The organism is Achromobacter xylosoxidans, assembly GCF_001457475.1.
In the GTDB taxonomy this organism is placed as follows: Bacteria; Pseudomonadota; Gammaproteobacteria; order Burkholderiales; family Burkholderiaceae_B; genus Achromobacter; species Achromobacter xylosoxidans.
Genome location: NZ_LN831029.1, coordinates 3,501,989 through 3,522,825 on the forward strand (window position 1 = coordinate 3,501,989; position 20,837 = coordinate 3,522,825).

At 70.8% G+C, this 20,837-nt stretch carries 17 protein-coding genes; 7 read left to right on the forward strand and 10 right to left on the reverse strand.

From position 1 onward, the window contains the following. Window positions 1–80: 80 nt before the first annotated feature. The 8 genes from AT699_RS15745 to AT699_RS15780 are packed head-to-tail and all read right to left on the reverse strand — an operon-like array spanning window position 81 to window position 9,024. Window positions 81–1,574 (reverse strand): M81 family metallopeptidase, encoded by a 1,494-nt coding sequence (locus AT699_RS15745; RefSeq protein WP_024069052.1) that lies wholly within the window; start codon window positions 1,572–1,574, stop codon window positions 81–83. Then, window positions 1,571–2,224: an ANTAR domain-containing response regulator gene (locus AT699_RS15750; RefSeq protein WP_024069053.1), complete on the reverse strand. Its 654-nt coding sequence runs from the start codon at window positions 2,222–2,224 to the stop codon at window positions 1,571–1,573. The genes AT699_RS15745 and AT699_RS15750 overlap by 4 nt, the downstream gene beginning before the upstream one ends. Window positions 2,225–2,226: 2 nt before the next feature. Continuing rightward, complete coding sequence (locus AT699_RS15755) at window positions 2,227–3,387, reverse strand: transporter substrate-binding domain-containing protein (protein ID WP_024069054.1); 1,161 nt, start codon at window positions 3,385–3,387, stop codon at window positions 2,227–2,229. Between the two features lie 26 nt (window positions 3,388–3,413). Further along, complete coding sequence (locus tag AT699_RS15760) at window positions 3,414–4,124, reverse strand: ABC transporter ATP-binding protein (RefSeq protein ID WP_024069055.1); 711 nt, start codon at window positions 4,122–4,124, stop codon at window positions 3,414–3,416. After that, the gene (locus tag AT699_RS15765) at window positions 4,121–6,046 is read right to left on the reverse strand and encodes a branched-chain amino acid ABC transporter ATP-binding protein/permease (protein ID WP_024069056.1); all 1,926 of its coding nucleotides are present in this window, start codon (window positions 6,044–6,046) and stop codon (window positions 4,121–4,123) included. Before AT699_RS15765 ends, AT699_RS15760 begins: the two co-directional genes overlap by 4 nt. Beyond that, window positions 6,039–6,872, reverse strand: a complete 834-nt coding sequence (locus AT699_RS15770) for a branched-chain amino acid ABC transporter permease (protein WP_024069057.1) — start codon at window positions 6,870–6,872, stop codon at window positions 6,039–6,041. The genes AT699_RS15765 and AT699_RS15770 overlap by 8 nt, the downstream gene beginning before the upstream one ends. Window positions 6,873–6,927: 55 nt before the next feature. Beyond that, window positions 6,928–8,094: a substrate-binding protein gene (locus AT699_RS15775; RefSeq protein WP_024069058.1), complete on the reverse strand. Its 1,167-nt coding sequence runs from the start codon at window positions 8,092–8,094 to the stop codon at window positions 6,928–6,930. Window positions 8,095–8,133: 39 nt separating this feature from the next. Beyond that, window positions 8,134–9,024, reverse strand: a complete 891-nt coding sequence (locus tag AT699_RS15780) for a nitrilase family protein (protein WP_024069059.1) — start codon at window positions 9,022–9,024, stop codon at window positions 8,134–8,136. 262 nt (window positions 9,025–9,286) lie between these two features. Here AT699_RS15780 and AT699_RS15785 point away from each other — a divergent pair, with 262 nt between their 5' ends. The 3 genes from AT699_RS15785 to AT699_RS15795 all read left to right on the forward strand — a co-directional run bounded on the left by AT699_RS15785 (window position 9,287) and on the right by AT699_RS15795 (window position 12,484). After that, window positions 9,287–9,715 carry a VOC family protein gene (locus tag AT699_RS15785; protein ID WP_006386255.1) on the forward strand — a complete coding sequence of 143 codons (429 nt, stop codon included), beginning with the start codon at window positions 9,287–9,289 and terminating at the stop codon, window positions 9,713–9,715. 50 nt (window positions 9,716–9,765) lie between these two features. After that, a complete protein-coding gene (locus tag AT699_RS15790; protein WP_024069060.1) occupies window positions 9,766–11,211 on the forward strand; it encodes an MFS transporter in 1,446 nt (481 codons plus the stop codon). Between the two features lie 97 nt (window positions 11,212–11,308). Continuing rightward, window positions 11,309–12,484, forward strand: coding sequence for a low temperature requirement protein A (locus AT699_RS15795; protein WP_024069061.1), 1,176 nt, complete (start codon window positions 11,309–11,311; stop codon window positions 12,482–12,484). A 36-nt stretch (window positions 12,485–12,520) separates the two neighbouring features. Here the strand turns inward: AT699_RS15795 and AT699_RS15800 are convergent, their stop codons facing one another. Then, window positions 12,521–13,441: a helix-turn-helix transcriptional regulator gene (locus tag AT699_RS15800; RefSeq protein WP_024069062.1), complete on the reverse strand. Its 921-nt coding sequence runs from the start codon at window positions 13,439–13,441 to the stop codon at window positions 12,521–12,523. 211 nt (window positions 13,442–13,652) lie between these two features. Between AT699_RS15800 and AT699_RS15805 the strand changes: the two genes are divergently transcribed. Genes AT699_RS15805 through AT699_RS15815 form a run of 3 tightly spaced genes read left to right on the forward strand, consistent with a single transcriptional unit; the run spans window position 13,653 to window position 18,098 of the window. After that, window positions 13,653–15,743 (forward strand): TonB-dependent receptor, encoded by a 2,091-nt coding sequence (locus AT699_RS15805; RefSeq protein ID WP_024069063.1) that lies wholly within the window; start codon window positions 13,653–13,655, stop codon window positions 15,741–15,743. Between the two features lie 22 nt (window positions 15,744–15,765). After that, window positions 15,766–16,800 carry a class I SAM-dependent methyltransferase gene (locus AT699_RS15810; protein ID WP_024069064.1) on the forward strand — a complete coding sequence of 345 codons (1,035 nt, stop codon included), beginning with the start codon at window positions 15,766–15,768 and terminating at the stop codon, window positions 16,798–16,800. After that, a complete protein-coding gene (locus AT699_RS15815) occupies window positions 16,797–18,098 on the forward strand; it encodes an MFS transporter (protein ID WP_024069065.1) in 1,302 nt (433 codons plus the stop codon). Before AT699_RS15810 ends, AT699_RS15815 begins: the two co-directional genes overlap by 4 nt. Before the next feature lie 20 nt (window positions 18,099–18,118). Here AT699_RS15815 and AT699_RS15820 read toward each other — a convergent pair whose 3' ends face one another. Next, window positions 18,119–18,958 (reverse strand): IclR family transcriptional regulator, encoded by an 840-nt coding sequence (locus AT699_RS15820; protein ID WP_024069066.1) that lies wholly within the window; start codon window positions 18,956–18,958, stop codon window positions 18,119–18,121. Window positions 18,959–19,163: 205 nt separating this feature from the next. Between AT699_RS15820 and AT699_RS15825 the strand changes: the two genes are divergently transcribed. Continuing rightward, on the forward strand, window positions 19,164–20,816 hold the full coding sequence (locus AT699_RS15825; RefSeq protein WP_024069067.1) for a GMC family oxidoreductase: 1,653 nt from the start codon (window positions 19,164–19,166) through the stop codon (window positions 20,814–20,816). Window positions 20,817–20,837 lie beyond the last annotated feature (21 nt).

The window sequence follows — 20,837 nt, forward strand, 5'->3', positions numbered from 1 at the left end:
CGCGTCCACCTCATGGCATCGCCTGCGCCGGTCTTCCGGCGACATCCATGCCCGCCCTTGCCGCGACATCGGCCCGGCCCTCACGGCGACATGTGCGCCGGCTTGAACGGTTCCAGCGGATAGCGCGGCCGGTTGCGCCGCTGGTACGGGAACAGCGAAAAGTCCGAACTGGTGACGCCCGGGCTGTCGCATTCGACCAGGGCGCAGGAGATCGGCACGAACACCGGGCGGCAGTACATGCGCGATTTGACCAGGATGAAGCGGGCCTCGCGCGGGTCGATGCCCAGGCTTTCGAAGACGCCCAGGTCCCAGGGTTCGTGGGTGCGTTCGGTGATGACCAGTTGCGCGGCGCCGATGTCGAGCACGGCGCTGCGGCCCATGCAGGCGGTCTGGCCGGTGTAGGTGGGACCGGTGATGACGTAGCTGCCGTCGGTGATGGCGCGCACGGTGCCCGTCAGCGTGACCGGCGCGGCGGGGCGGCCGATGGCGGGGATGGGCCGTTTGTTGCCCACGGGGAGTTCCACCTGGGCGCCCTGCCCGGCCGCGATCATGGCGGCGACGGCTTCGGGGTCGCAGTACAGGCCGGCGACGATGCCGGTCAGGCCGGCGTCGACGGCGGCCATCAGCACGTCCATGGTGTCGCAGGTGCCGCCGGACATGCAGTTGTCGCCGTGGTCCAGCAGCAGCACGGGACGGTCGGCGCCGCGCGCCAGGGCGACTGCGCGGTCGAGCGAGGCGGCCAGGGGTTCGGTTTCGTAGACGAAGCCATCGCGGTCGTCCCAGATGGCGGCGGCCAGGCCTGCGGCGACGCGGTCGGCGGCGTCGGCGTCGCCGGCGGCGACCACGATGACGCTCAGGCACGGGTCGGGGATGTCGGCCAGGGCGAAGCCGGCCAGCACCGACACGCCCAGCATGCCGCCGGCCTCGGCGCCGCGCGCGGCCTGCACGGCGCGGCGCATGGCGCCTTCGGCGGTGTTGCTGCGCAGGGTGTGGGTCATGAGCGGCAGGCGGCGCCAGGCCAGGCGCGGGCGCGGGCCGCCGGCCAGCCAGTCGAACAGGATGCGGCCGGCGTGTTCGCCGGTTTCGTACATGTCGACGTGCGGGTAGGTCTTGAAGCTGACGATGACGTCGGCGTTGTCGATCATTTTTTGCGTGACGTTGCCGTGCAGGTCCAGGGCGACGGCGATCGGCACGCCGGGGGCCTGCTGGCGCAGGCGTTCGAGCAGGTCGCCTTCGCCGTCGTCGGTGGTTTCGACGGCCATGGCGCCGTGCAGGTCCAGCAGCAGCGCGTCGCAGCCGGCGGCGGCGGCGACGATGCGGTCGCACAGTTCACGATAGGCCTGGCCGTCGACGCGGCCGCTGGGGTACGCGGTGGCGGACACGGGCGTGACCAGCGTGGCGCCCCGCGCCTCGGCCAGGTCGATGAATGCCGACATGGCGGTGCGCTTGCCGTGGTTCTCGTCGTAGGCGGCGCGGTCGTAGGTCGGGCCGTCGTTGCCGAAGGCGGACAGTGGCGTGGGCACCGGCGAAAAGGTGTTGGTCTCGTGGTTCATGCGGGCGATCATGACTTTCATGCCTTGCCTCCGTTGTTGCTGTTGTTCTGCGGGTCGGGGCGCGCGCCGCCCAGGCCCAGTTTTTCCATGGCTTCGCTGGCCTCGACGATCATGGCGGCGACCTCGGCCACGCTGACCCGCAGGCCGGTGGCGCGGGTGCGCATGTGTTCGTAGGCCGCGCGTTCGTCCAGGCGCTGGTGGTCCATCAGCACGCGGATCGCCTTTTCGATCACGCGGCGCGCCTTGATGGTGCTTTCCAGTTTGTCGATCTTGTTCTGCTGGCGGTTCTGGAACTGCTTGGCCGAACGCGCCAGCACCAGGGTGCTGAGGATGCCGGCCGAGCGGAACGGCCGCGTCAGCACGCCGTGGGCGTTGGTCTTGAGCAGTTGCTTCAAGGTGGTGGGGGTTTCGTATTCGGACAGCGCGATCAGGGTGGCGTCGACCTCGCTGGCGGACCAGGCGAACGAGTTCTGGCCGCATTGCGAGACCTGGAAGAACACCACGTCGGCGCCGGCGGGCGGCTTGTCGGGGAACGGCCACACCAGGTGGATGCGGCAGCCAATGCGCTTGAGCTGTTCGACCAGCAGGTCGCGGTCTTCGCCGGGCGGATAGGCCACGGCGACGGCCACGCTGCGCAGGTCTTCGTAGAGGCGGCGGAGGCTATGGTCCATGATCACGCCAGCCAGAACTCGTCCAGGCCGAAGGCCGTCAGGTAGGGGTCCGGCTTTACCGGTTCGCCGCTGGCCCAGACGATGTCGAAGCGGCCGTCGGCGCGGCAGACGCCGATGCGCGGGGTCAGGACGCTGTGATTGTTCTCGGCCAGGATGGTCAGGCGCCCGGCCGGCGCGTCAAAGCCCACCTGGTGCAGCGCCTGCATCAGCTTGCGCGTGTCCAGGCTGCCGGCGCGCTGCAGGGCGCGCGCGAACAGGTGCACCTGGCTGTAGCAGGCCTCGGCGTAGACGCTGGCGGGCCGCTCGCCGAAGCGGGCGCGCCAGCGTTCCAGGAAGTGGGCGTTGGCGGGCGAGTCGACGGTGTTGAAGTAGGTGGCGGCGGTGATGTGGCCGGCGCACAGGCCGGGGCCGATTTCGGCCACCTCGGATTCGGCCATGGTGAGGCTGGCGATGGGGATGTGCGGCGCGCCCGGGTCGGCCTCGCAGGCGGCGTGGTAGCGGCGGTAGAAGCGCTGGGCGTCGTCGCCGATCAGGGTCGAGAACACCACGTCGGGCTTGATGCGGCGGATGTCGCGCACCACGTCGATGATATCGCTTTCGTCGCAGCCCAGCGGCAGGTAGGTTTCGTCCAGGATCTCGCCGCCGTGTTCCTCGACGGTGTCGCGCATGATGCGGTTGGTTTCGCGCGGGTAGATGTAGTCGGCGCCGACCAGGAAGATGCGCTTGCCGCAGTGCTGGATCAGGTAGGCGGCCAGCTGCATGCTGCCCTGGTTGGGCGCGGCGCCGGTGTAGATGATGTTGGGCGAATACTCGAAGCCTTCGTAGACCGAGGCATACCAGAGCAGCGCGTTGTTGCGCTCGATCACCGGCAGCATGGCCTTGCGGCAGTGCGAGGTGCAGCCGCCGAAGATCACGTTGACCTCGTCGTCCAGCAACAGGCGCGCGGCCAGGCGGCGGTATTCCTCGGCGTCGCTGCGCGGGTCGTAGACCACCGGTTCCAGCGGCCGGCCCAGCACGCCGCCGAGCGCGTTGATTTCCTCGACCGCCAGCACGGTGCCGAAGAAATGCTGCGATTCGGTGGTGCCGGTCACGCCGCTGCGGGAGTACAGCACGCCGATGCGCCATCCCGGCGTGGCGGCGTCCCTGTCAGTGCGGGCAGTCATAAGCGCATCCTTCTACGAAACAAGACTCATACCTTGAGGTGGTCCATGATATGGCCGGCGGCCCCCGGCACGCCAGCCTCGCCCTGGTCGACGATGGCGCCCTGCTTGAGCACCAGGTAGCGGTCGGCCACGTCCAGCGCGAAGGCCACGTTCTGTTCGACGATGAACATGGACGTGCCGCGCCGCTCGCGTTCCCAGTTGAGCGCCCGGCCCAGCCGCTCGATCACCGAGGGCTGCAGGCCTTCGGTGATCTCGTCCAGCAGCAGCAGGGCCGGCCGCTGCATCAGGCCGCGCGCCACCAGCAGCATCTTCTGCTCGCCGCCGGACAGGGTGCCGGCGTACTGCCGCAGGCGGCTGGCGAACACCGGGAACAGGTCGGCGATTTCGCCGAAGCGTTCGTCGAACAGGCGGTCGTTGGCCAGGCCCAGGCGCAGGTTGTCGCGGATGTTCAGGTCGGGAAACAGCGGCTGGTCCTGGGCGGCGTAGGCGACGCCGCGGCGGGCGACCTCGTGCGGCCGCAGGCGGGTGGCGTCGACGCCGCCCAGGCTGACGGTGCCGCGCAGCTTGGGCAGGTAACCCATGACGGTCTTGAGCAGCGTGCTCTTGCCCATGCCGTTCTTGCCCAGCAGCGCCACGCAGGCGCCGCCGGCCACCGACAGCGAGATGTCGTTGAGCACCACGGCTCCCTTGTAGCCGCTGGCGACGTTTTCCAGGCGCAAGGCCGGGGCGGCGTTCATGGTTGGGCTCCTTCGGGCGGGATGGACGGGGTTGCGGGATGGGCGCCTTGCCGCGCGGCTTGCTCAGTGGCTTGCGTGGTCTTGTTCGCGGCCGGCGCGTTGCCGGCGTAGATGGTGCGCACCAGTTCCGATTCGGCCACTTCGCGGAAGCTGCCGTCCATGACGATGCGGCCCTGGTGCAGCACGATGATGCGCGTGGCCACCTCGGCCACGAAGTCCAGGTCGTGCTCGACCAGCAGGCAGCACAGGCCGTGGGTATGGGCCAGGGCCGACAGCACCTGGCCGATGCGGGCGCGTTCGTCCTTGCTGAGACCCGCGGTGGGTTCGTCCAGCAGCACCACGCGCGGCTCCAGCGCCAGCACCATGGCCAGTTCCAGCGCCTGCTGCTGGCCATGCGACAGGTCGCGCGCCACGCGGTCCAGTTGCTGGTCCAGGCCGGTCATGCGCAGCACCTCCAGCGCATAGGCCGGCAGCGCCAGTCGGGGCGACCGGCGGCGCCACGACGGCCGCTCGCGCAGGGTGGTGGCGATGCGCAGGCTTTCGGCCACGGTCAGCGTGTCGAAGATGTTGGCGTTCTGGAACTTGCGGCCCAGGCCGTAACGCACGCACTGCTCCGGTCCGTCGCGCTTGACGGCGTGGCCGCACAGTTCGACCGTGCCGTCGCTGCGCTCGGCGCCGTCGGCGATGCAGCGCATCAGCGTGGTCTTGCCGGCGCCGTTGGGGCCGATCAGGCCCAGCAGTTCGCCGCCGCGCGCGCGCAGGTCTATGCCTTCCAGCACCTTGAGGCTGCCGAAGCGCTTGGCCACGCCGGCCAAGACCAGGCCGCCTTCGGCGGCGCCCTGCCCTGGCGTGCCGCCTTGTCCCGCTGCGCCGCCGTGCCCCGATGCGCTGGCCGGCGCGCGCACCGCCAGTTCCGGCACCGGCGCCGGACGCCGCCGGCGCCATGGTGCCAGCACCAGGGGCAGCAGCCCGCGCGGCAACAGCAGGATCACCAGGATGAAGGTCACGCCCAGCACCAACTGGTACAGGAACGGCATGTTGCCGCTGAGGTACGAGCCGGCCACGTTGATCAGCACGGCGCCCAGCACCGGCCCCCAGACCGTGCCGCGTCCGCCCAGCGCCACCCAGATGATGAGTTCGGTGCCGAACACGAAGCCGGTCAGTTCCGGCGCGACCACGCCGCTGAAGGCGCCGTAGCCGAAGCCCGCCAGGCTGGCGACCGCGCCGCACACCACCAGCAGCGCGATGCGCCAGTGCGCGGTGTTCAGCCCCAGGTAGCTGCAACGGCCCTCGTTGTCGCGCAGCGCGGCCAGGATGCGGCCGCCGTCGCTGCGCACCGCGACCCAGGCCAGCAGCGCCACGATCGACAGGCCGCCGGCGGCGATGACGTACCAGGCTTCAAGCGACAGGTCGAAGGTGTCGTAGCCGGTCAGGCCGGACGACGAACCGGTGTAGGTGCCGCCCGACAGCGCCACCTGGGTCAGCACGATGGGCAATACCAGCGAGATCACGGTGGCGAAAAACGGCGAGGCGCCGCGATAGAACGACAGCCAGCCGGTGGCCAGCGCCAGCAGCGCCGCCGCGCCCACCGCCACCAGCGCGGCCGCGAGCGCGATGCCGGGCGAGAAGCCGTAATGGGTGAAGGCCAGCCCGGCCGCGTAGGCGCCGACGCCGAAGAAGGCCGACTGGCCGAAGGTCAGGTAGCCGGTGTAGCCCCACAGGATGTCCACCGTGACCGCCGCCACGGCGAAGAACAGCGCCTTGATCAGCACGTTCAGCAGGTAGGTGTCGAACAGCCAGGGACCGGCCACGGTCAACGCCAGGCAGGCGATGGCCAGCCACAGCAGGTCGCGGCCGCGGGCGGCGCGGCGCGGGTCGGCGCGAGTGGCCAGCGCCGGTTGCGCGAGGGAGGAATCAGTCATGGGCGAATCCTTTGGGACGCAGGCGCAGGGTCAGGGCCGCCAGCACCGCGATGGTGACGCCGCCCAGGATCGGGCTGATGTACACCCCCACCAGCACCTGGCAGGCGCCATAGACCAGGCAGGTCAGGAGCAGCGCGGTGATCGAGTTGCCCGACACCATCACCAGCATGAAGGCACTGACCAGCCACGGCAGCCCCATGTTCGGGTCGACGCTGGACAGCGGCGTGATCAGCGCGCCGGCCAGCGCGCCCAGCCCGGCGCCCAGCGCGAAGGTGGTGAAGCGGATTCGTTCGGCGTTGATGCCCAGGCCGCGCGCCAGGTCCTCGTTCATGATGACGGCGCGGGTGCGCACGCCGAAACGCGTGCCGTTCAGCAGCAGCGTCAGCGCCACGTACAGCAGCAGCGCGCCCGGCACCAGGAACAGCCGGTAGGCCGAATACTCGGTGCCCAGGAACGCGACCGCGCCCTGGATCGGCGCGTCGGCGAACTGCACCTCGCGGCCGAAGGCCATGGTGATGAGCTGGCCGATGACGATGCCCAGGCCCCAGGTGGCCAGGATGGCGTCCAGCGGCCGCTTGTACAGCGGCTGCACGATCAGGCGTTCGACCAGCATGCCCACCAGCCCCCCCGCCACCAGCGCGCACGGCAGCGCCAGCCACGGGTCCAGCCCCAGGCGCGTCACCACCAGGGCGGCGTAGCTGCCCAGCGTGATGATGGCGCCGTGGGCGAAATTGACGATCTTCATCACGCCAAAGATGATCATCAGCCCGGCCGTCACGATGAACAGCATGGCGGCCGTGCTCAGGATGTCCAGCATCAAACCCATTGTGTTCTCCAGCGCCGCCGGCGGACCGGCGGCGCGCAGGGTGCGGCTTACCGCGTCACTTCAGATCGGGGCACTGCGCGCCCGGATCGACCTGGTCGAAGGTCTGCAGGATCTTGATGGAGCCGTCCGGCTGCACCTGGCCCAGCCGCATGGTCAGCGCGGCGTGGCGCTGGCGGTCCATCTTGACCGGGCCGCGCGGGCCGTCGAACGACACTTCGCTCAGCGCCTTGACCACCTTCTGCGAATCGGTGCTGCCAGCTTTCTCGACCGCCGCCTTGTAGAGGAAGAAGGCTTCGTACTGTGGGCCCGAGAACTCGTTGGCGGTCTTGGCGTCGGCGCCGAACTTAGCCTTCAGGCCGTCGAGGAACTTGCGGTTCTGCGGCGTATCGATGCTGGTCAGGTACGAGGCCGACAGGTACATGCCGACCGCCGTGTCGCCCATGGTCTTGGCGGTGGCTTCGTCGATCGCCAGGTTGCCGTAGGGCATGATCAGGCCGGCCGCCTTGACCTGCTTGGCCAGGCTGACGTTGGGGCCGCCGCCGGCGGTGGAGCTGATCAGCGCGTCCGGGTTGGCCGAGCGGATCTTCGACACCACCGGGGTCCAGTCGGAACCGTCGATGGGCAGGTATTCCTCGCCCACCACGCGCCCGCCCTGCTTCTCGATGTATTCGCGGGTGAACTTGAGCATGCCCCGGCCGAAGGCGTAGTCGCTGCCGACCAGGAAGAACGTCTTGGCGCCGCGTTCCTTCATGAAGTGGTCCACCACCGGCGCCACCTGCTGCTCGGGCACCCAGCCGTTGACGTGCATCCAGCGGTTGCACGAACGGCCTTCGTAAAACGAGGTGTAGATGTACGGCACCTTGCCGCGCGAGACGATGGGCAGCGCCGCGTTGCGCGCCGCGCTGGTTTCCATGGCGATGATGGCGTCCACCTTCTTCTGGAACACCAGCGTGTCGTAGGCCTTCTGCGCGCCGACCGCGCCCGAGGCGTCGTCGGCGATCTCCAGCACCACCTGGCGACCGAGGATGCCGCCGGCGGCGTTGATTTCATCGGCGGCCAGCTGCGAGGCCTGCACCACGCCGGGCGCGACCACGCTGTTGGCGCCGGACAGGCCGACCGGCACGCCGATGCGCAAAGGGTCGGCCGCGTGCGCGCCCGCCGCGCCGGTCAGCGCGGCGATGAAGGAAAGTCGGATGAGGAAGCTGCAAGTGGGTTTTTTCATGGGGATTTCTCCTTGGGGGCCGGCTGTCCGCCGTTGTATTCAACGCTGCCGCGGCGCGTCGGCGGCGCCCAGCAGTTCGTCGTAAAGGTCGCGGCGCCGATCGCGCAGCACGTGGTTGAAGTCGTTCAGTTGCCGCGCGCGGCGCGAGGCGGCCAGGTCCACCGGCGCCAGCAGCACTTCTTCGCGGTCGTGGCTGGCGGGGCCGGCCACGGTCCAGCCCTGAGAGCCGACGATGAGGCTGCGGCCGACGAAGGGCTGGCCGCGCTCGACGCCGACCCGGTCGGCGCACACCAGCGTCAGGCCGTTGCTGTGGGCCCCGGCCGCCGCCAGCGCGTGCGCCATGGCGGGGCCGTCGGGCGTCTGCCCCGGCATCGGCACCCAGTTGGTCGGCACCGCCACGATGTCGGCGCCGCGCAGCGCCAGCAGCCGGTAGACCTCGGGGAACCAGCCGTCGTAGCAGATCGCCACGCCCAGCCGGCCGAATTCGGTATCGAACACCGGCAGCCCCAGGTCGCCCGGCTCGAAGAACAGGTTTTCGTCGCCCCACAGGTGCAGCTTGCGGTAGGTGCCCAGGTAGCCGTCGGGGCCGGCGATGATGGCGGCGTTGTACAGCCGGCCGCCGCTGCGCTCGGCGATGCCGGCCACCAGGTAGATGCCCAGGCGTCGCGCCAGCGCGATCCAGGCCTGCGAGCTGGGGCCGTCGGGCACGCTTTCGGCCAGGGCGTGGGCCTCCTGACGGCTGGCGAACACGTAGCCGGTGTTGGCCAGCTCGGGCAGCACCACCAGCCGCGCGCCCTGCGCGGCGGCCTGCTCGACCAGTTCGATGGAACGGGCCACGTTGGCGGCGACCTCGCCCATGACGGGGGCCGTCTGCACACTGGCCACGTGGATCGCGGACGCGGCGGCGTCCGGCGGCGGTGATACTTGCATGCGATCTCCCTGCAACGTTTTGGAAAACAAAAAAGCCCCCGACCACGCATTGCGTGTGAGTCGGGGGCTTCTATAGCCAGACGAAGGTTCGGGCAGCAATCATTGCTGCGGGGCACTGCCGCGCCAAGCCGTGCCGGCGCGTGCGGATCAGTCCTGATCCTGTGGCGAATCATAGGGAGGCGCGCGGACCGGCGGCAATAAGAGGTTTCCCGGACAGCGCCGCGGATGCGAGAATCGGGATCGGCCACAAGGAGGAACCCTCATGCCCCAACTTTCCGCCTACCTCAGTTTCGACGGCAACTGCGCCGAGGCCATGCGTTTCTACGAACGCGTGCTGGGCGGCCGCGTCGAGGCCATGTTGCGCTACGCGGACGCACCCGCCGATGCCGCCATGCCGGCGCTGTCGACCGAAGAATCCGAACGCATCATGTACGCCCGTCTGGCGCTGGACGAACAGGTGCTGATGGCCAGCGACGCCACCGCCGGCCATCCCTATCCCGGCAAGCAGGGCATGGCGCTGTCGCTGGCCTACCCCACTGTCTCGGACGCGCAACGCGTGTTCGATATGCTGGCCGACGGCGGCAGCGTTACCATGCCGCTCCAGAAAACCTTCTGGGCCGAAGCCTACGGCGCGCTGATCGACCGCTACGACACGCGGTGGATGATCAGCGGCGGGCGGCTCAGCCACTGACAACCCCACTGACAACCGAATCCGCCACAAGCGGATGGAGCGAGACATCCATGACGCATGGCATACAGGGCAGGCAACGCTGGTGGGCACTGATGGTGCTGTGCCTGGGCGTGTTGATGATCGTGCTGGACACCACCATCGTCAACGTCGCCCTGCCCTCGATCCGCGAAGACCTGAACTTCACCGAGACCTCGCTGGTCTGGGTGGTGAACGCCTACATGCTGACCTTCGGCGGCTTCCTGCTGCTGGGCGGACGGCTGGGCGACCTGCTCGGGCACCGGCGCATGTTCCTGGCCGGCCTGGTGCTGTTCACTGTGGCCTCGCTGGCCTGTGGACTGGCGCGGGGCCAGGGGTTGCTGATTGCCGCGCGCGCCGCGCAAGGACTGGGCGGCGCGGTGGTGTCGGCGGTGTCGCTGTCGCTCATCATGAACCTGTTCACCGAGGCCGGCGAGCGCGCCCGCGCCATGGGCGTGTACGGCTTCGTCTGTGCGGGCGGCGGCAGCTTGGGCGTGCTGCTGGGCGGGCTGCTGACCAGCAAGCTGTCGTGGCACTGGATCTTCCTGGTCAACATCCCGATCGGCGTGGCCGTCTACGCGCTGTGCCTGCGGCTGCTGCCGGCGGCGCGCGGCGCGGCCGGTGGCGGCAGGCTGGACGTGGCCGGCGCGCTGACCGTCACCGCGTCGCTGATGCTGGCGGTGTACGCCGTGGTCAACGGCAACGAGGCCGGCTGGACCTCGGCGCAGTCGCTCGGCCTGCTGGGCGCCGCCGCGCTGCTGATGGCGCTGTTCCTGGCGATCGAGGCGCGCGTGGCCGAACCGCTGATGCCGCTGGCGCTTTTCCGCCTGCGCAACGTCGCCACCGCCAACGTGGTCGGCGTGCTGTGGGCCGCGGGCATGTTCGCCTGGTTCTTCGTCTCGGCCCTGTACATGCAGTTGGTGCTGGGCTATGACGCCATGCAGGTGGGGCTGGCGTTCCTGCCGGCCAACCTGATCATGGCGGCGTTCTCGCTGGGGCTGTCGGCCAAGCTGGTGATGCGCTTCGGCATCCGCGGGCCGCTGGCCACCGGGCTGCTGATGGCGGCGCTGGGGCTGGCGCTGTTCGCGCGCGCCCCGGTCGACGGCCACTTCGCGGCGGACGTGCTGCCCGGCATGCTGCTGCTGGGCCTGGGCGCGGGCATCGCCTTCAACCCCATGCTGCTGGCCGCCATGAGCGACGTCGAGCCGAGCCAGTCCGGCCTGGCGTCCGGCGTGGTCAACACCGCCTTCATGATGGGCGGCGCGCTGGGGCTGGCGGTGCTGGCCAGCCTGGCCGCGGCGCGCACGGCGGCGCTGGCCGGCGCCGGCGCGGCCCCGGTGGCGGCGCTGGCGGGCGGCTACCGCGCGACCTTCCTGGCCGGCGCCGTGATCGCGGCCGTGGCGGCGGCGCTGGCCGCCGCGCTGGTGCGCTCGCGCAACCGCGAGCTGGGCGGCCACGGCGAAACGCCGGCCGGCCATTGAGGCGTCGCGGCCGCGCCACGTCTTTTGAGTTCTTTACGATTGGCCGGCAAGGCCGGGAGTAATCTGGCGACGCCCCTACCGGATAGGAAGCGCCGCCATGACATTCCTTGCCAGCGCCAATCTGCTGCGCCACCGCGACGGCCATGAAGCCCGCGTCACCTTCGTCGAGCTGTTCTTCGACCTGGTCTACGTCTTCGCGGTCACGCAGTTGTCCCACAGCCTGCTGCACGACCTGACCCTGATGGGCGCGGTGCACACGCTGGTACTGTGGTTCGCCGTATGGCTGGGTTGGCAGTACACCTGCTGGGTCACCAACTGGTTCGATCCCGACGCGCTGCCGATGCGGCTGATGCTGTTCGGCGTGATGCTGGCAGGGCTGGTGGCGGCCGCCGTGCTGCCCGGCGCCTTCGACGAGAACGGGCTGATCTTCGCGGTCTGCTACGTGCTGATCCAGGTGGGCCGCACGCTGTTCGTGGTGCTGCACCTGGGGCGGTCGCATCCGCTGGCGCCGAATTTCCGCCGCATGCTGGGCTGGCTGTGCATTTCGGCGGTGTTCTGGATCGCCGGCGGATTGGCCTCGGGCGATACGCGGCTGGCGTTGTGGATCGTGGCGGTGGCCTGCGAGTATTTTTCGCCCATGGCCGGTTTCTGGCTGCCGGGCCTGGGCCGTTCCACCACCCGCGAATGGACCATCGAGGGCGGCCACCTGGCCGAACGCTGCCAGCTGTTCGTGATCGTGGCGCTGGGCGAGACACTGCTGATCACCGGCGCCACGCTGGGCGAGCATCCGCACTGGGACATCCCCACCCTGATCGCGCTGCTGGCCGCGTTCCTGGGCACGGCGGCGATGTGGTGGGTGTATTTCGACACCAGCAGCAAGGACGGCAGCGAAGCCATCGCGCACCACGCCGATCCGGGCCGGGTCGGCGCCTACTTCCACTACGTGCATGTGATCCTGATCGCGGGCGTGATCGTCTCGGCGGTGGCCAACGAACTGGTCATCCTGCACCCGGACGGCCGCATCGTCACGGCGGCAGCCGCCGCGCTGCTCGGCGGCCCGGCCTTGTACCTGCTGGGCAACGGCATCTACAAGACGGTGGTGTATGGCCGCTTCCCGCTGTCACATGTGGTGGGCCTCGCGCTGCTGGCCATCCTGGCGCCGATCGCGTTCGTCACCGACAACCTGATGGTGGGCGGGCTGACGACGTTGATCATGATGCTGGTGGCCGGGTGGGAAAGCGTGTCGCGGCGGCGGATGCGGGCGGCACACTAGGGCGGCCAGGGGCCAACGGCATCGTTGCGCGCCGCATCAACGCCGCTTGCCAAACACCGACTTGGGCGCGCGGCCATGGAAGCGGGTGAAGGCGGCGCTGAAGTTGGCCGGATGGCGATAGCCGACCCGGTACGCCGCCTGCGCCACCTGGCAGCCGGTCTCCAGCAACTCCCAAGCGCGGCGCATGCGCATCTCGGTCAGCAGCCGCATCGGGCTGTTGCCGTATAGCGCGCGAAAGCCCTGCTTGAGCTTGAATTCGTTCAACCCGGTCGCCAGGCACAGGTACTGCACCGTCAGTTCGCGATCCATCTGTTCGCGCATCAGCGCATGGGCCCGCTCCAGCCGGGCAATGTCGGCCTGGCTGAACCGGCCCGCCGCTGGCGCCGGCGCCAGCGCGCGCAACTGGCGTGACAGCAGCGTCAACGCCTTGATGTGGGTATCCAGCGGATCGCTGGACCGCGCCAACTCGCCCGCGACGGCGGCCAGGTCGGCGCTGGTGCGGCCCTGCGCCAGCCGCCGCAGGCCGCCGGCGCCGAACAGCGCCTCGGCCTGGGCCTGGCCGGCATAGCGGCACAGCGCCGCCTCGCCCACCAGCAGGCGCAGTTGCGAGACGGTGCTGCCGCCCAGGTAGCGGCGCTCGCCCAGGTGACGGCGGAAGGCGGTCACCGTGGTCTGGCCGCCGCGGAAATCCAGCTCGGCGCCGTCCGCGCCGCGATAGGCCGACGCGCCGCGCAGCGCCAGCGTGATGACCAGCGTGCGCCCGCCGTGCTCGGCGGCGTTCTCCTCGATCAGGTCGCGCACGGGGGTGTATTGCGAATGCACCAGGGCCAGGCCCTCGCCCAGGTCCAGGCGGTCGGCCACGCACTCGCCCAGGTCCGCCGGCAGCGCCAGCCGTGACCAGCCGGGACGGGTGGCCGGACCGGGTTGGGCTAGCGTGGCGGAGATGCGCAGGGTCATGGTTTCGACGGGAGGTGACGGGTGGCGGGACGGGACCGGGATGGCGCCGGGACGGGTGCCTGAAATCGGCTCAGGCGCGGATGCGCCGGCATGCATACGAATCCATCCGGTTCGCATATGAATGCTAATGATAGGCGTTCTCATAAGGAAATACCATTTTCGGGACGGGGCCGCGCGTCCGGCCGCCGTGACTGCTTGCACAGGAATCCCGATGAATCGCCCTCTTCCCCACCCTCGCGCCGCCTGGGTTGTGCTGTGGCTTTGCGCCACGCCCGCCGCGCTGGCGCAGCCCGCCGCGCAGCCGGCCGACGGTCCGGCCGCGCCTGCCGCACCGCTTTCTTCCGCGTCCCCACCCACGACGTCCGCAGCGCCGACGCCGGGTTCCCCCGGCGCCGCGCAACTGCCTGCCGTCACCGTCACCGCCGACAAGCAGGAACGCTCGCTCGAATCCTTGCCCGGCAGCTTGTCGGTGTTCGACGGCGACATGCTCGACAGCCAGGGCGTCGTCGACCTGGAGGGCCTGCAGCGCATCACGCCCGGGCTGACGTTCCAGCCGTTCGGCCAGGCCGGCGTCAATGCGGCCGTGATGCGCGGCCTGTCGGCCAACTTCTTTTCGCTCTCGACCTCGACCCTGCTGGTGGTGGACGGCGTGCCCACGCTGATGGCGCAGGGCTTCGACGACCAGTTGCTGGACATCGACCGCGTCGAAGTGCTGCGCGGCCCGCAATCGGCGCTCTATGGCCGCAACGCGGAAGCCGGCGTCATCAACGTCCATACCCGCCAGCCGGGCGACAGCCTGCGCGGCAGCGTCTCCACCACCGTGGGCAGCCGCGACCTGCGCATGCTGCGCTTCGACCTGAGCGGGCCGATCGTCGACGACACGCTCTACGCCAGCGTGGCCGGCGCCTGGCGCGGCCAGGACGGCTTCATCGACAACACCTACACGGGCCGGCGCGAGGACGACCGCGAACTGCGCAACGGCAAGCTGGCGCTGCGCTGGACGCCGTCGGCGCGCACCGACGCCACCTTGCGCTATGCGCAGATCAACTACCGCGACGGCGCCGCGCTGTGGGGCTCGCCCACGGCCTCGCGCGCCACCGTGGCGTCCGGCACGCCGAGCTGGAACCGGTCCATCGGCCGCAGCGCGTCGCTGTCGCTGCGCCACGACCTGGACGGCGGCCTGCGCCTGACGTCGGTGACGGCCTGGAACGACCTGCGCGACCGCGTGCAGCAGGACACCGATTTCCAGCCGGCCGACCTGCTGCACATTGCCCGCGACCACCATTTCCGCAATCTGTCGCAGGAACTGCGGCTGGAGGGCGCGCTGGGCCGCGCCCACTGGCTCGCGGGGCTGTACGCCGACGGCGACGACCACGACCTGCGCAACACGCAGAAAATGCCGCGCGGCCTGACCGAAAGCGTGGTGCGGCTGCGCGGCCAGTCCGGCGCCGCCTTCACCCACTGGACCGTGCCGCTGGCCGAACGCTGGACCCTGGAGGCCGGCGCCCGCGTCGAGCGCGACGCCGTGCGCTTCACGCCGCAAGGCGACCGCACGCGCCGCGCCGACTGGACCCGCGTCACGCCCAAGCTGGCGCTGCAATACGCCTTCGCGCCGCGCCAGCAGGTCTACGCCTCGGTCGCGGATGGCTTTCGCGCCGGCGGCTACAACGTGTTTTCGCCGGCCGCCGACTACGCCGCCTACCAGCCGGAGACGCTGCGCGCGTACGAGATCGGCGCCAAGGGCTGGCTGCCCGGCAACCGCCTGCGCTACGCCGCCGCGTTCTATGTGATGACGGTCGACAACATGCAGGTGCAGCAGATGCCGCTGCCGGGCCTGGTGTACGTCACCAACGCCGCGTCGGCGCGTTCGATCGGGGCGGAATTCGAGCTCGAATACCTGCTGGGCCAGGGCTGGTCATTGCAGGCCGGATTGGGCTTGAACCGCACCCGCTTCAGCCACTTCCGCGACGGCGCCAACGACTACAGCGGCAACCAGAACCCGTTCGCGCCGCGCCTGAACGGCCACCTGACCGCGCGCTACGACGCGCCGGCCGGCTGGTACGCGCAGGCCTCGCTCAGCGGCGCCGGCCCGGTCTACCTGGACGCCGCCAACCGCTACCGCCGCAGCGGCTACGCGCTGGTCAACCTGGCCACCGGCGTCACGGTGCGGCAGGTCGAGATCGCCGCCTACGTCAACAACCTCGCCAACCGCCGCTACGACGCGGTGGGCTACCAGAACGGCATCGTCACCGTCTACAGCCCGCCGCGCGAAGTGGGCCTGCGCCTGACCTGGCGCCTTTGATCGTCAACACAAGGAACCCGCCATGCCGACTTCCCCCCTGCCCCTGCAACGCTATTGGGACCTGGCCGCCGCGCCGGTCGAAACCGCCGCGCTCGACGCCGCCCTGGAACTGGACCTGTTCGCGCGCCTGGTCGCGCCGGCCAGCGCCGCGCACGTCGCGCAGGCGCTGGCGCTGCGCCCCGCCGCCGCCGAGCATCTGCTGGACCTGCTGTGGAGCCTGCGCCTGCTGCATCGCATCGCCGGCGAACCCGCGCTGTACCGCTGCGGCGCCACGGCGCGCGCCCATTTCGTGGCGGGCCGGCCTGGCTACTGCGGCGACGCCTGGCGCTACCGGCGCCGCTCGCTGGCGCAGTCCGGCGAGCAGTTGATGCAACGGCTGCGCCAGGATCCGGCCGCCGCGCTCGCCACTGCGCCGGGCGCGGCTTCCGAAGCCAGCGGCTGGGCCAACGCGGCGCGCGTGCAGATCAGCCAGGAGCAACGCGCCCTGGCCGTGGCGGCGGCGCGCGAGGCGGTCGCCTGCGTGCCCGGCGCCGACGCGGCCCGCCGCATCCTCGACCTGGGCGGCGGTCCGGGCCTCATCGGCATCGCGCTGGTGCAGGACCGCCCGCAGGCCAGCGGCGTGGTGTTCGACTGGCCCGAGACCGCCGCCGTGGCGCGCGAGAACATCGCCGCCGCCGGGCTGGCCGAGCGCATGGTGGCGGTGGGCGGCGACCTGGCCACGGCGGATATCGGCGCCGGCTACGACCTCATCTGGTGCTCGTCGGTGCTGCATTTCGTGCCCGACGCCGCCGCCGCGATCCGCAAGATGCACGACGCCCTTGCACCGGGCGGGCTGCTGGTGATGGCGCATGCCGAGGTCCCGGACGACGCCGACGCCGCCGCGCGCGTGCTGCGCTATTACCTGCCGATGCTGCTGCTGGGGCGGCGCGTGACACGCCAGGGCCAGTTGGCGCAAGCGCTGCGCGCCGCCGGCTTCGCCGAAGTGCGCGGCTTCGATTCCGACCGCTTTCCGCTGGCGCCGCTGCATGTGCTGTCGGCGCGGCGGACCGCGCCATGACGCCGCGCCTGCGGCACGGCCTGGCCCAGGCCCTGTTCGGCTGGCTCAACCTGGCACTGACCGCGCCGGGCGTCTATCTGTGGCTGGGGCTGCCGCTGGTGCTGCGCCAGCACGGCTGGTCCGGCACCGCCCTGGGCCTGTTCCAGCTGGCCAGCCTGCCGACCGTGTTCAAGTTCCTGCTGGCGATGCCGCTGGACCGGCGCGGCGCGCGCCATGGCGGCTACCGGCGCTGGACCGTGGCGCTGCTGCTGGTCTACGCCGCCGTGCTGCTGGCGCTGGGCTGGCGCGACCTGCTGAATGATGGCGTTACGCTGTTCGCGCTGGCGGCCGCCGCCGCCCTGGCCGGCACCTGGGCCGACGTGCCCGTCAACGCGCTGGCGATCCGCGTGCTGCCTGTGGCCGGCCGCGCCTCGGCGGGCGGCATCCGCTCGATGGCGCTGTGCCTGGGCGCGATCGCCGGCGGCGGCCTGATGCTGCTGGCGCAGGCGCGCTGGGGCTGGCAGGCGCCCTTCCTGATCATGGCCGCCGCGCTGGCGCTGGGCGCGGCGCTGACCTTGCTGCTGCGGGAGAGCATGGATGCCGGACGAGCCGACGACGGCGCGATTACCTCGCGCGATGGACACCTCGACACGAACGACGCGGCGACACTGGATGACACAAAGGGGCAACCCGGCGCGCCCCTGCAAACCACAGACACCACCTCGACCACCCGCCAGGCCATCGCGTACCTGCGCCTGCCCGCCAGCCGCCGCTGGCTGCCGCTGCTGGCGCTGCTGTTCCCCTTCATCGGCGCAGGCTGGTTCTACCTGAAACCGCTGCTGCTGGACCAGGGCCTGGCGCCGCAACGCGTGGCGTGGCTGGTCGGTGTCGCGGGCGGCGCGGTCGGCGCCGTGGCCAGCATCGCGGGCGCGCGGCTGCTCAAGCGCCTGGGCGCGGGCCGCGCGGTGCGGCTGCATGCGGGCGCCGGAGCCGCCGCGTTGCTGGCATTGACGCTGGCGGTCGGCCTGGACGCGGCCCCGGCCGTGCTGGCGGCCTGCGCCATGATGGTGGCGGCGGCCATGGGCGCCACCGCCGCCCTGGCGTTCGGCCTGATGATGTCGCATGCACGGCCGGGCCTGCAGGCGCTGGACTACGGCATCCAGTCCAGCGTTTTCGCCCTGACGCGCATCGCCGCGCCGCTGGGGGCCGGGATTCTGCTCGACGCGGCCGGTCCGGTCGCGATGCTGGCGACGTTGACCGCGGGCGCGGCGGCCGTGCTGGCGCTGGCTTGGCGCCGGGCGGCCGCGCTGCCGGGCTAGGGGTTCGCGGCCCGACGCCCTCAACCGCCCGGCCGGTGCTCGGCCAGCACCGCGCTCATCGACTGCGCCGCGCCCTGCAGCACCGGCACCGCGCGCAGCAGGTCATCGAGCATCAGCCGCGCGGTCGGCGCATGGCACGCCACCGCCGCCACCACGCGGTCCTGCGCGTCGCGCACCGGCACCGCCACCGCGCTCATGCCGCGCACGAACTCCTCGTTGTCGATGCCGATGCCGCGCGCGGCCAGGCGTTCCAGTTCGTCTTCCAGCCGCGCCGGATCGGTCAGCGTGCGCGGCGTGTTGCGCGTGAGCGGCAGGCGCGCCAGCACCCGGCCGCGTTCGAGCCGGTTCATCGACGCCAGGAACAGCTTGCCGCTGGCGGTGCAGTGCATCGGCACGTGGCTGCCGACCGCGAAGAACAGGCGTAGCGGTTCGGCGGTCTCGACCCGCTCCATGTAGATCACCTGGTCGCCGTCGGGCGCGGTGAGATTGCAGGTCTCGCCGAGCTTGCCGACCAGTTGCGCCAGCACCGCGCGGCAGGCGCGGGTGAAGGCCGAGGCGCGCAGCGTGGCCAGCGCCAGCGCGGTGGCCTGCGGCCCCGGCACGTAGCCGTTCTCGGTGGGCGTGGCGGCGACGAAGCCGGCGCGCTGCATCGACGCCAGCAGGCGCATCAGGGTGGACTTGGGCATGTCCAGGCGCTGCGCCAGTTGCGCCAGCGTGGGCGGGTGCTGGGCGCGGGCCAGGTAGTCCAGCACCAGCAGCGCGCGCAGCGAACGCGAGCCATCCCGCGGCTCGTCGGCGTCGGGCGCACGCGCCGATGCTGCACTGCGATTTTGAAACCGAAGATCCATGTTCTGTGCCATTTCGCCGTTCCCGCGCTTGTCGCGCTTTCTTTCCCGTGGCGGCTTCCTAGAATCGCCACAGATACGGAACCTTTGCGCGTCGCCGCGCCCCCCTCGCATCAGGCCAGTATATAAGTGCGCGGCGGCGCGGCAAGCAGGGTAAACGCGCCGTCCGGGCGAGGGACTCCCCGCGTCACGGCACGGCCAGGCCAAGGAGGAAACAGACATGTCCGATGCCGTGGACTACATCGTGGTGGGGGCCGGTTCCGCCGGCTGCGTGCTGGCGAACCGCCTGAGCGCCAACGGCCAGCACAGCGTGTGCCTGCTGGAGGCGGGGCCGCCGGACCGCTCGCCCTGGATCCACATCCCCATCGGCTACGGCAAGACCATGTTCCACAAGGTGCTGAACTGGGGCTACTACACCGAACCCGACCCTAACATGCTGGACCGCCGCATCTACTGGCCGCGCGGCCGCACGCTGGGCGGCTCCAGCGCCATCAACGGCCTGATCTACATCCGCGGCCAGCGCCAGGACTACGATGCCTGGGTCGCCGCCGGCAACCCGGGCTGGAGCTGGGAGGAATGCCTGCCCTACTTCCGCAAGCTCGAGAACAACGACCTCGGCCCGGGCGCCACGCGCGGCACCGAAGGCCCCCTGAACGCCACCTCGATCAAGACGCCGCATCCGCTGGTCGAAGGCCTGATCGGCGCGGCGCGCGCGCTCGGCCTGCCACACGTGACCGACTTCAACAGCGGCGACCAGGAAGGGGTGGGCTACTACCAGCTCACCACCCGCAATGGCCGCCGCTGCTCCACCGCGGTGGCCTATCTGCGGCCGGCGCGCGGCCGCGCCAACCTGCGTGTCGAGACCGGCGCGCACACGATGGCGGTGCTGTTCGAGGGCAGCCGCGCCTGCGGCGTGCGCTATCGGCAGGACGACCAGGTGCGCACACTGCGGGTCCGCCGCGAGGTGATCCTGTGCGCCGGCGCGCTGCAATCGCCGCAACTGCTGCAACTGTCGGGCGTGGGCCCGGCCGCGCTGCTGCGGCGCTTCGGCATCGGCGTGGTGCGCGACCTGCCCGGCGTGGGCGAGAACCTGCAGGACCACCTGCAGATCCGCCTCATCTACGAGACCCGCCAGCCCATCACCACCAACGACCAGCTGCGCACGCTGCACGGACGCGCGGCGATGGGGCTGCAATGGCTGCTGTTCCGCGGCGGGCCCCTGGCGGTGGGCATCAACCAGGGCGGCCTGTTCTGCCGCGTCGATCCGGCCAGCGCCACGCCCGACACCCAGTTCCATTTCGCCACGCTGTCGGCCGACATGGCCGGCGGCAAGGTGCATCCATTCTCGGGCTGCACCTATTCGGTGTGCCAGCTGCGGCCCTCGTCGCGCGGCACGGTGCGGTTGCGCAGCGCCGACCCCTTCGAAGCCCCGGCCATGCAGCCCAACTACCTGTCCACCGAGCTGGACCGGCGCATGACGGTGGCGGCGGTCAAGTACGCGCGCCGGCTGGCCGCCACCGAACCGCTGGCCGGATTGATGAAGCGCGAGTTCCGGCCCGGCGCCGAGGTGCAGAGCGACGACGAGATCCTGCATTTCTGCCGCGAGCATGGCGCCACCATCTTCCACCCTTCGGGCACCGCGAAAATGGGCCCGCGCGAGGACCCCATGGCCGTGGTCGACGAGCGCCTGCGGGTGCACGGCGTGAGCGGGCTGCGGGTGGTGGATTGCTCCATCATGCCAACGCTGGTGTCGGGCAACACCAACGTGCCGGTGGTGATGCTGGCCGAACGCGCGGCCGATTTCATCCTGCAGGACCTGCACGCGGCGCGGCCGCGCGCGCAGGCGCAACCGGTATTGCAGCAGGCGGCATGACATGAACTGACCGCAACCCGC

Bases quoted from the DNA above. Each gene is read 5' to 3' on its own strand.
- AT699_RS15745 (WP_024069052.1), bottom strand. From the start codon at position 1,574: ATGAAAGTCATGATCGCCCGCATGAACCACGAGACCAACACCTTTTCG.
- AT699_RS15750 (WP_024069053.1), bottom strand. From the start codon at position 2,224: ATGGACCATAGCCTCCGCCGCCTCTACGAAGACCTGCGCAGCGTGGCC.
- AT699_RS15755 (WP_024069054.1), bottom strand. From the start codon at position 3,387: ATGACTGCCCGCACTGACAGGGACGCCGCCACGCCGGGATGGCGCATC.
- AT699_RS15760 (WP_024069055.1), bottom strand. From the start codon at position 4,124: ATGAACGCCGCCCCGGCCTTGCGCCTGGAAAACGTCGCCAGCGGCTAC.
- AT699_RS15765 (WP_024069056.1), bottom strand. From the start codon at position 6,046: ATGACTGATTCCTCCCTCGCGCAACCGGCGCTGGCCACTCGCGCCGAC.
- AT699_RS15770 (WP_024069057.1), bottom strand. From the start codon at position 6,872: ATGGGTTTGATGCTGGACATCCTGAGCACGGCCGCCATGCTGTTCATC.
- AT699_RS15775 (WP_024069058.1), bottom strand. From the start codon at position 8,094: ATGAAAAAACCCACTTGCAGCTTCCTCATCCGACTTTCCTTCATCGCC.
- AT699_RS15780 (WP_024069059.1), bottom strand. From the start codon at position 9,024: ATGCAAGTATCACCGCCGCCGGACGCCGCCGCGTCCGCGATCCACGTG.
- AT699_RS15785 (WP_006386255.1), top strand. From the start codon at position 9,287: ATGCCCCAACTTTCCGCCTACCTCAGTTTCGACGGCAACTGCGCCGAG.
- AT699_RS15790 (WP_024069060.1), top strand. From the start codon at position 9,766: ATGACGCATGGCATACAGGGCAGGCAACGCTGGTGGGCACTGATGGTG.
- AT699_RS15795 (WP_024069061.1), top strand. From the start codon at position 11,309: ATGACATTCCTTGCCAGCGCCAATCTGCTGCGCCACCGCGACGGCCAT.
- AT699_RS15800 (WP_024069062.1), bottom strand. From the start codon at position 13,441: ATGACCCTGCGCATCTCCGCCACGCTAGCCCAACCCGGTCCGGCCACC.
- AT699_RS15805 (WP_024069063.1), top strand. From the start codon at position 13,653: ATGAATCGCCCTCTTCCCCACCCTCGCGCCGCCTGGGTTGTGCTGTGG.
- AT699_RS15810 (WP_024069064.1), top strand. From the start codon at position 15,766: ATGCCGACTTCCCCCCTGCCCCTGCAACGCTATTGGGACCTGGCCGCC.
- AT699_RS15815 (WP_024069065.1), top strand. From the start codon at position 16,797: ATGACGCCGCGCCTGCGGCACGGCCTGGCCCAGGCCCTGTTCGGCTGG.
- AT699_RS15820 (WP_024069066.1), bottom strand. From the start codon at position 18,958: ATGGCACAGAACATGGATCTTCGGTTTCAAAATCGCAGTGCAGCATCG.
- AT699_RS15825 (WP_024069067.1), top strand. From the start codon at position 19,164: ATGTCCGATGCCGTGGACTACATCGTGGTGGGGGCCGGTTCCGCCGGC.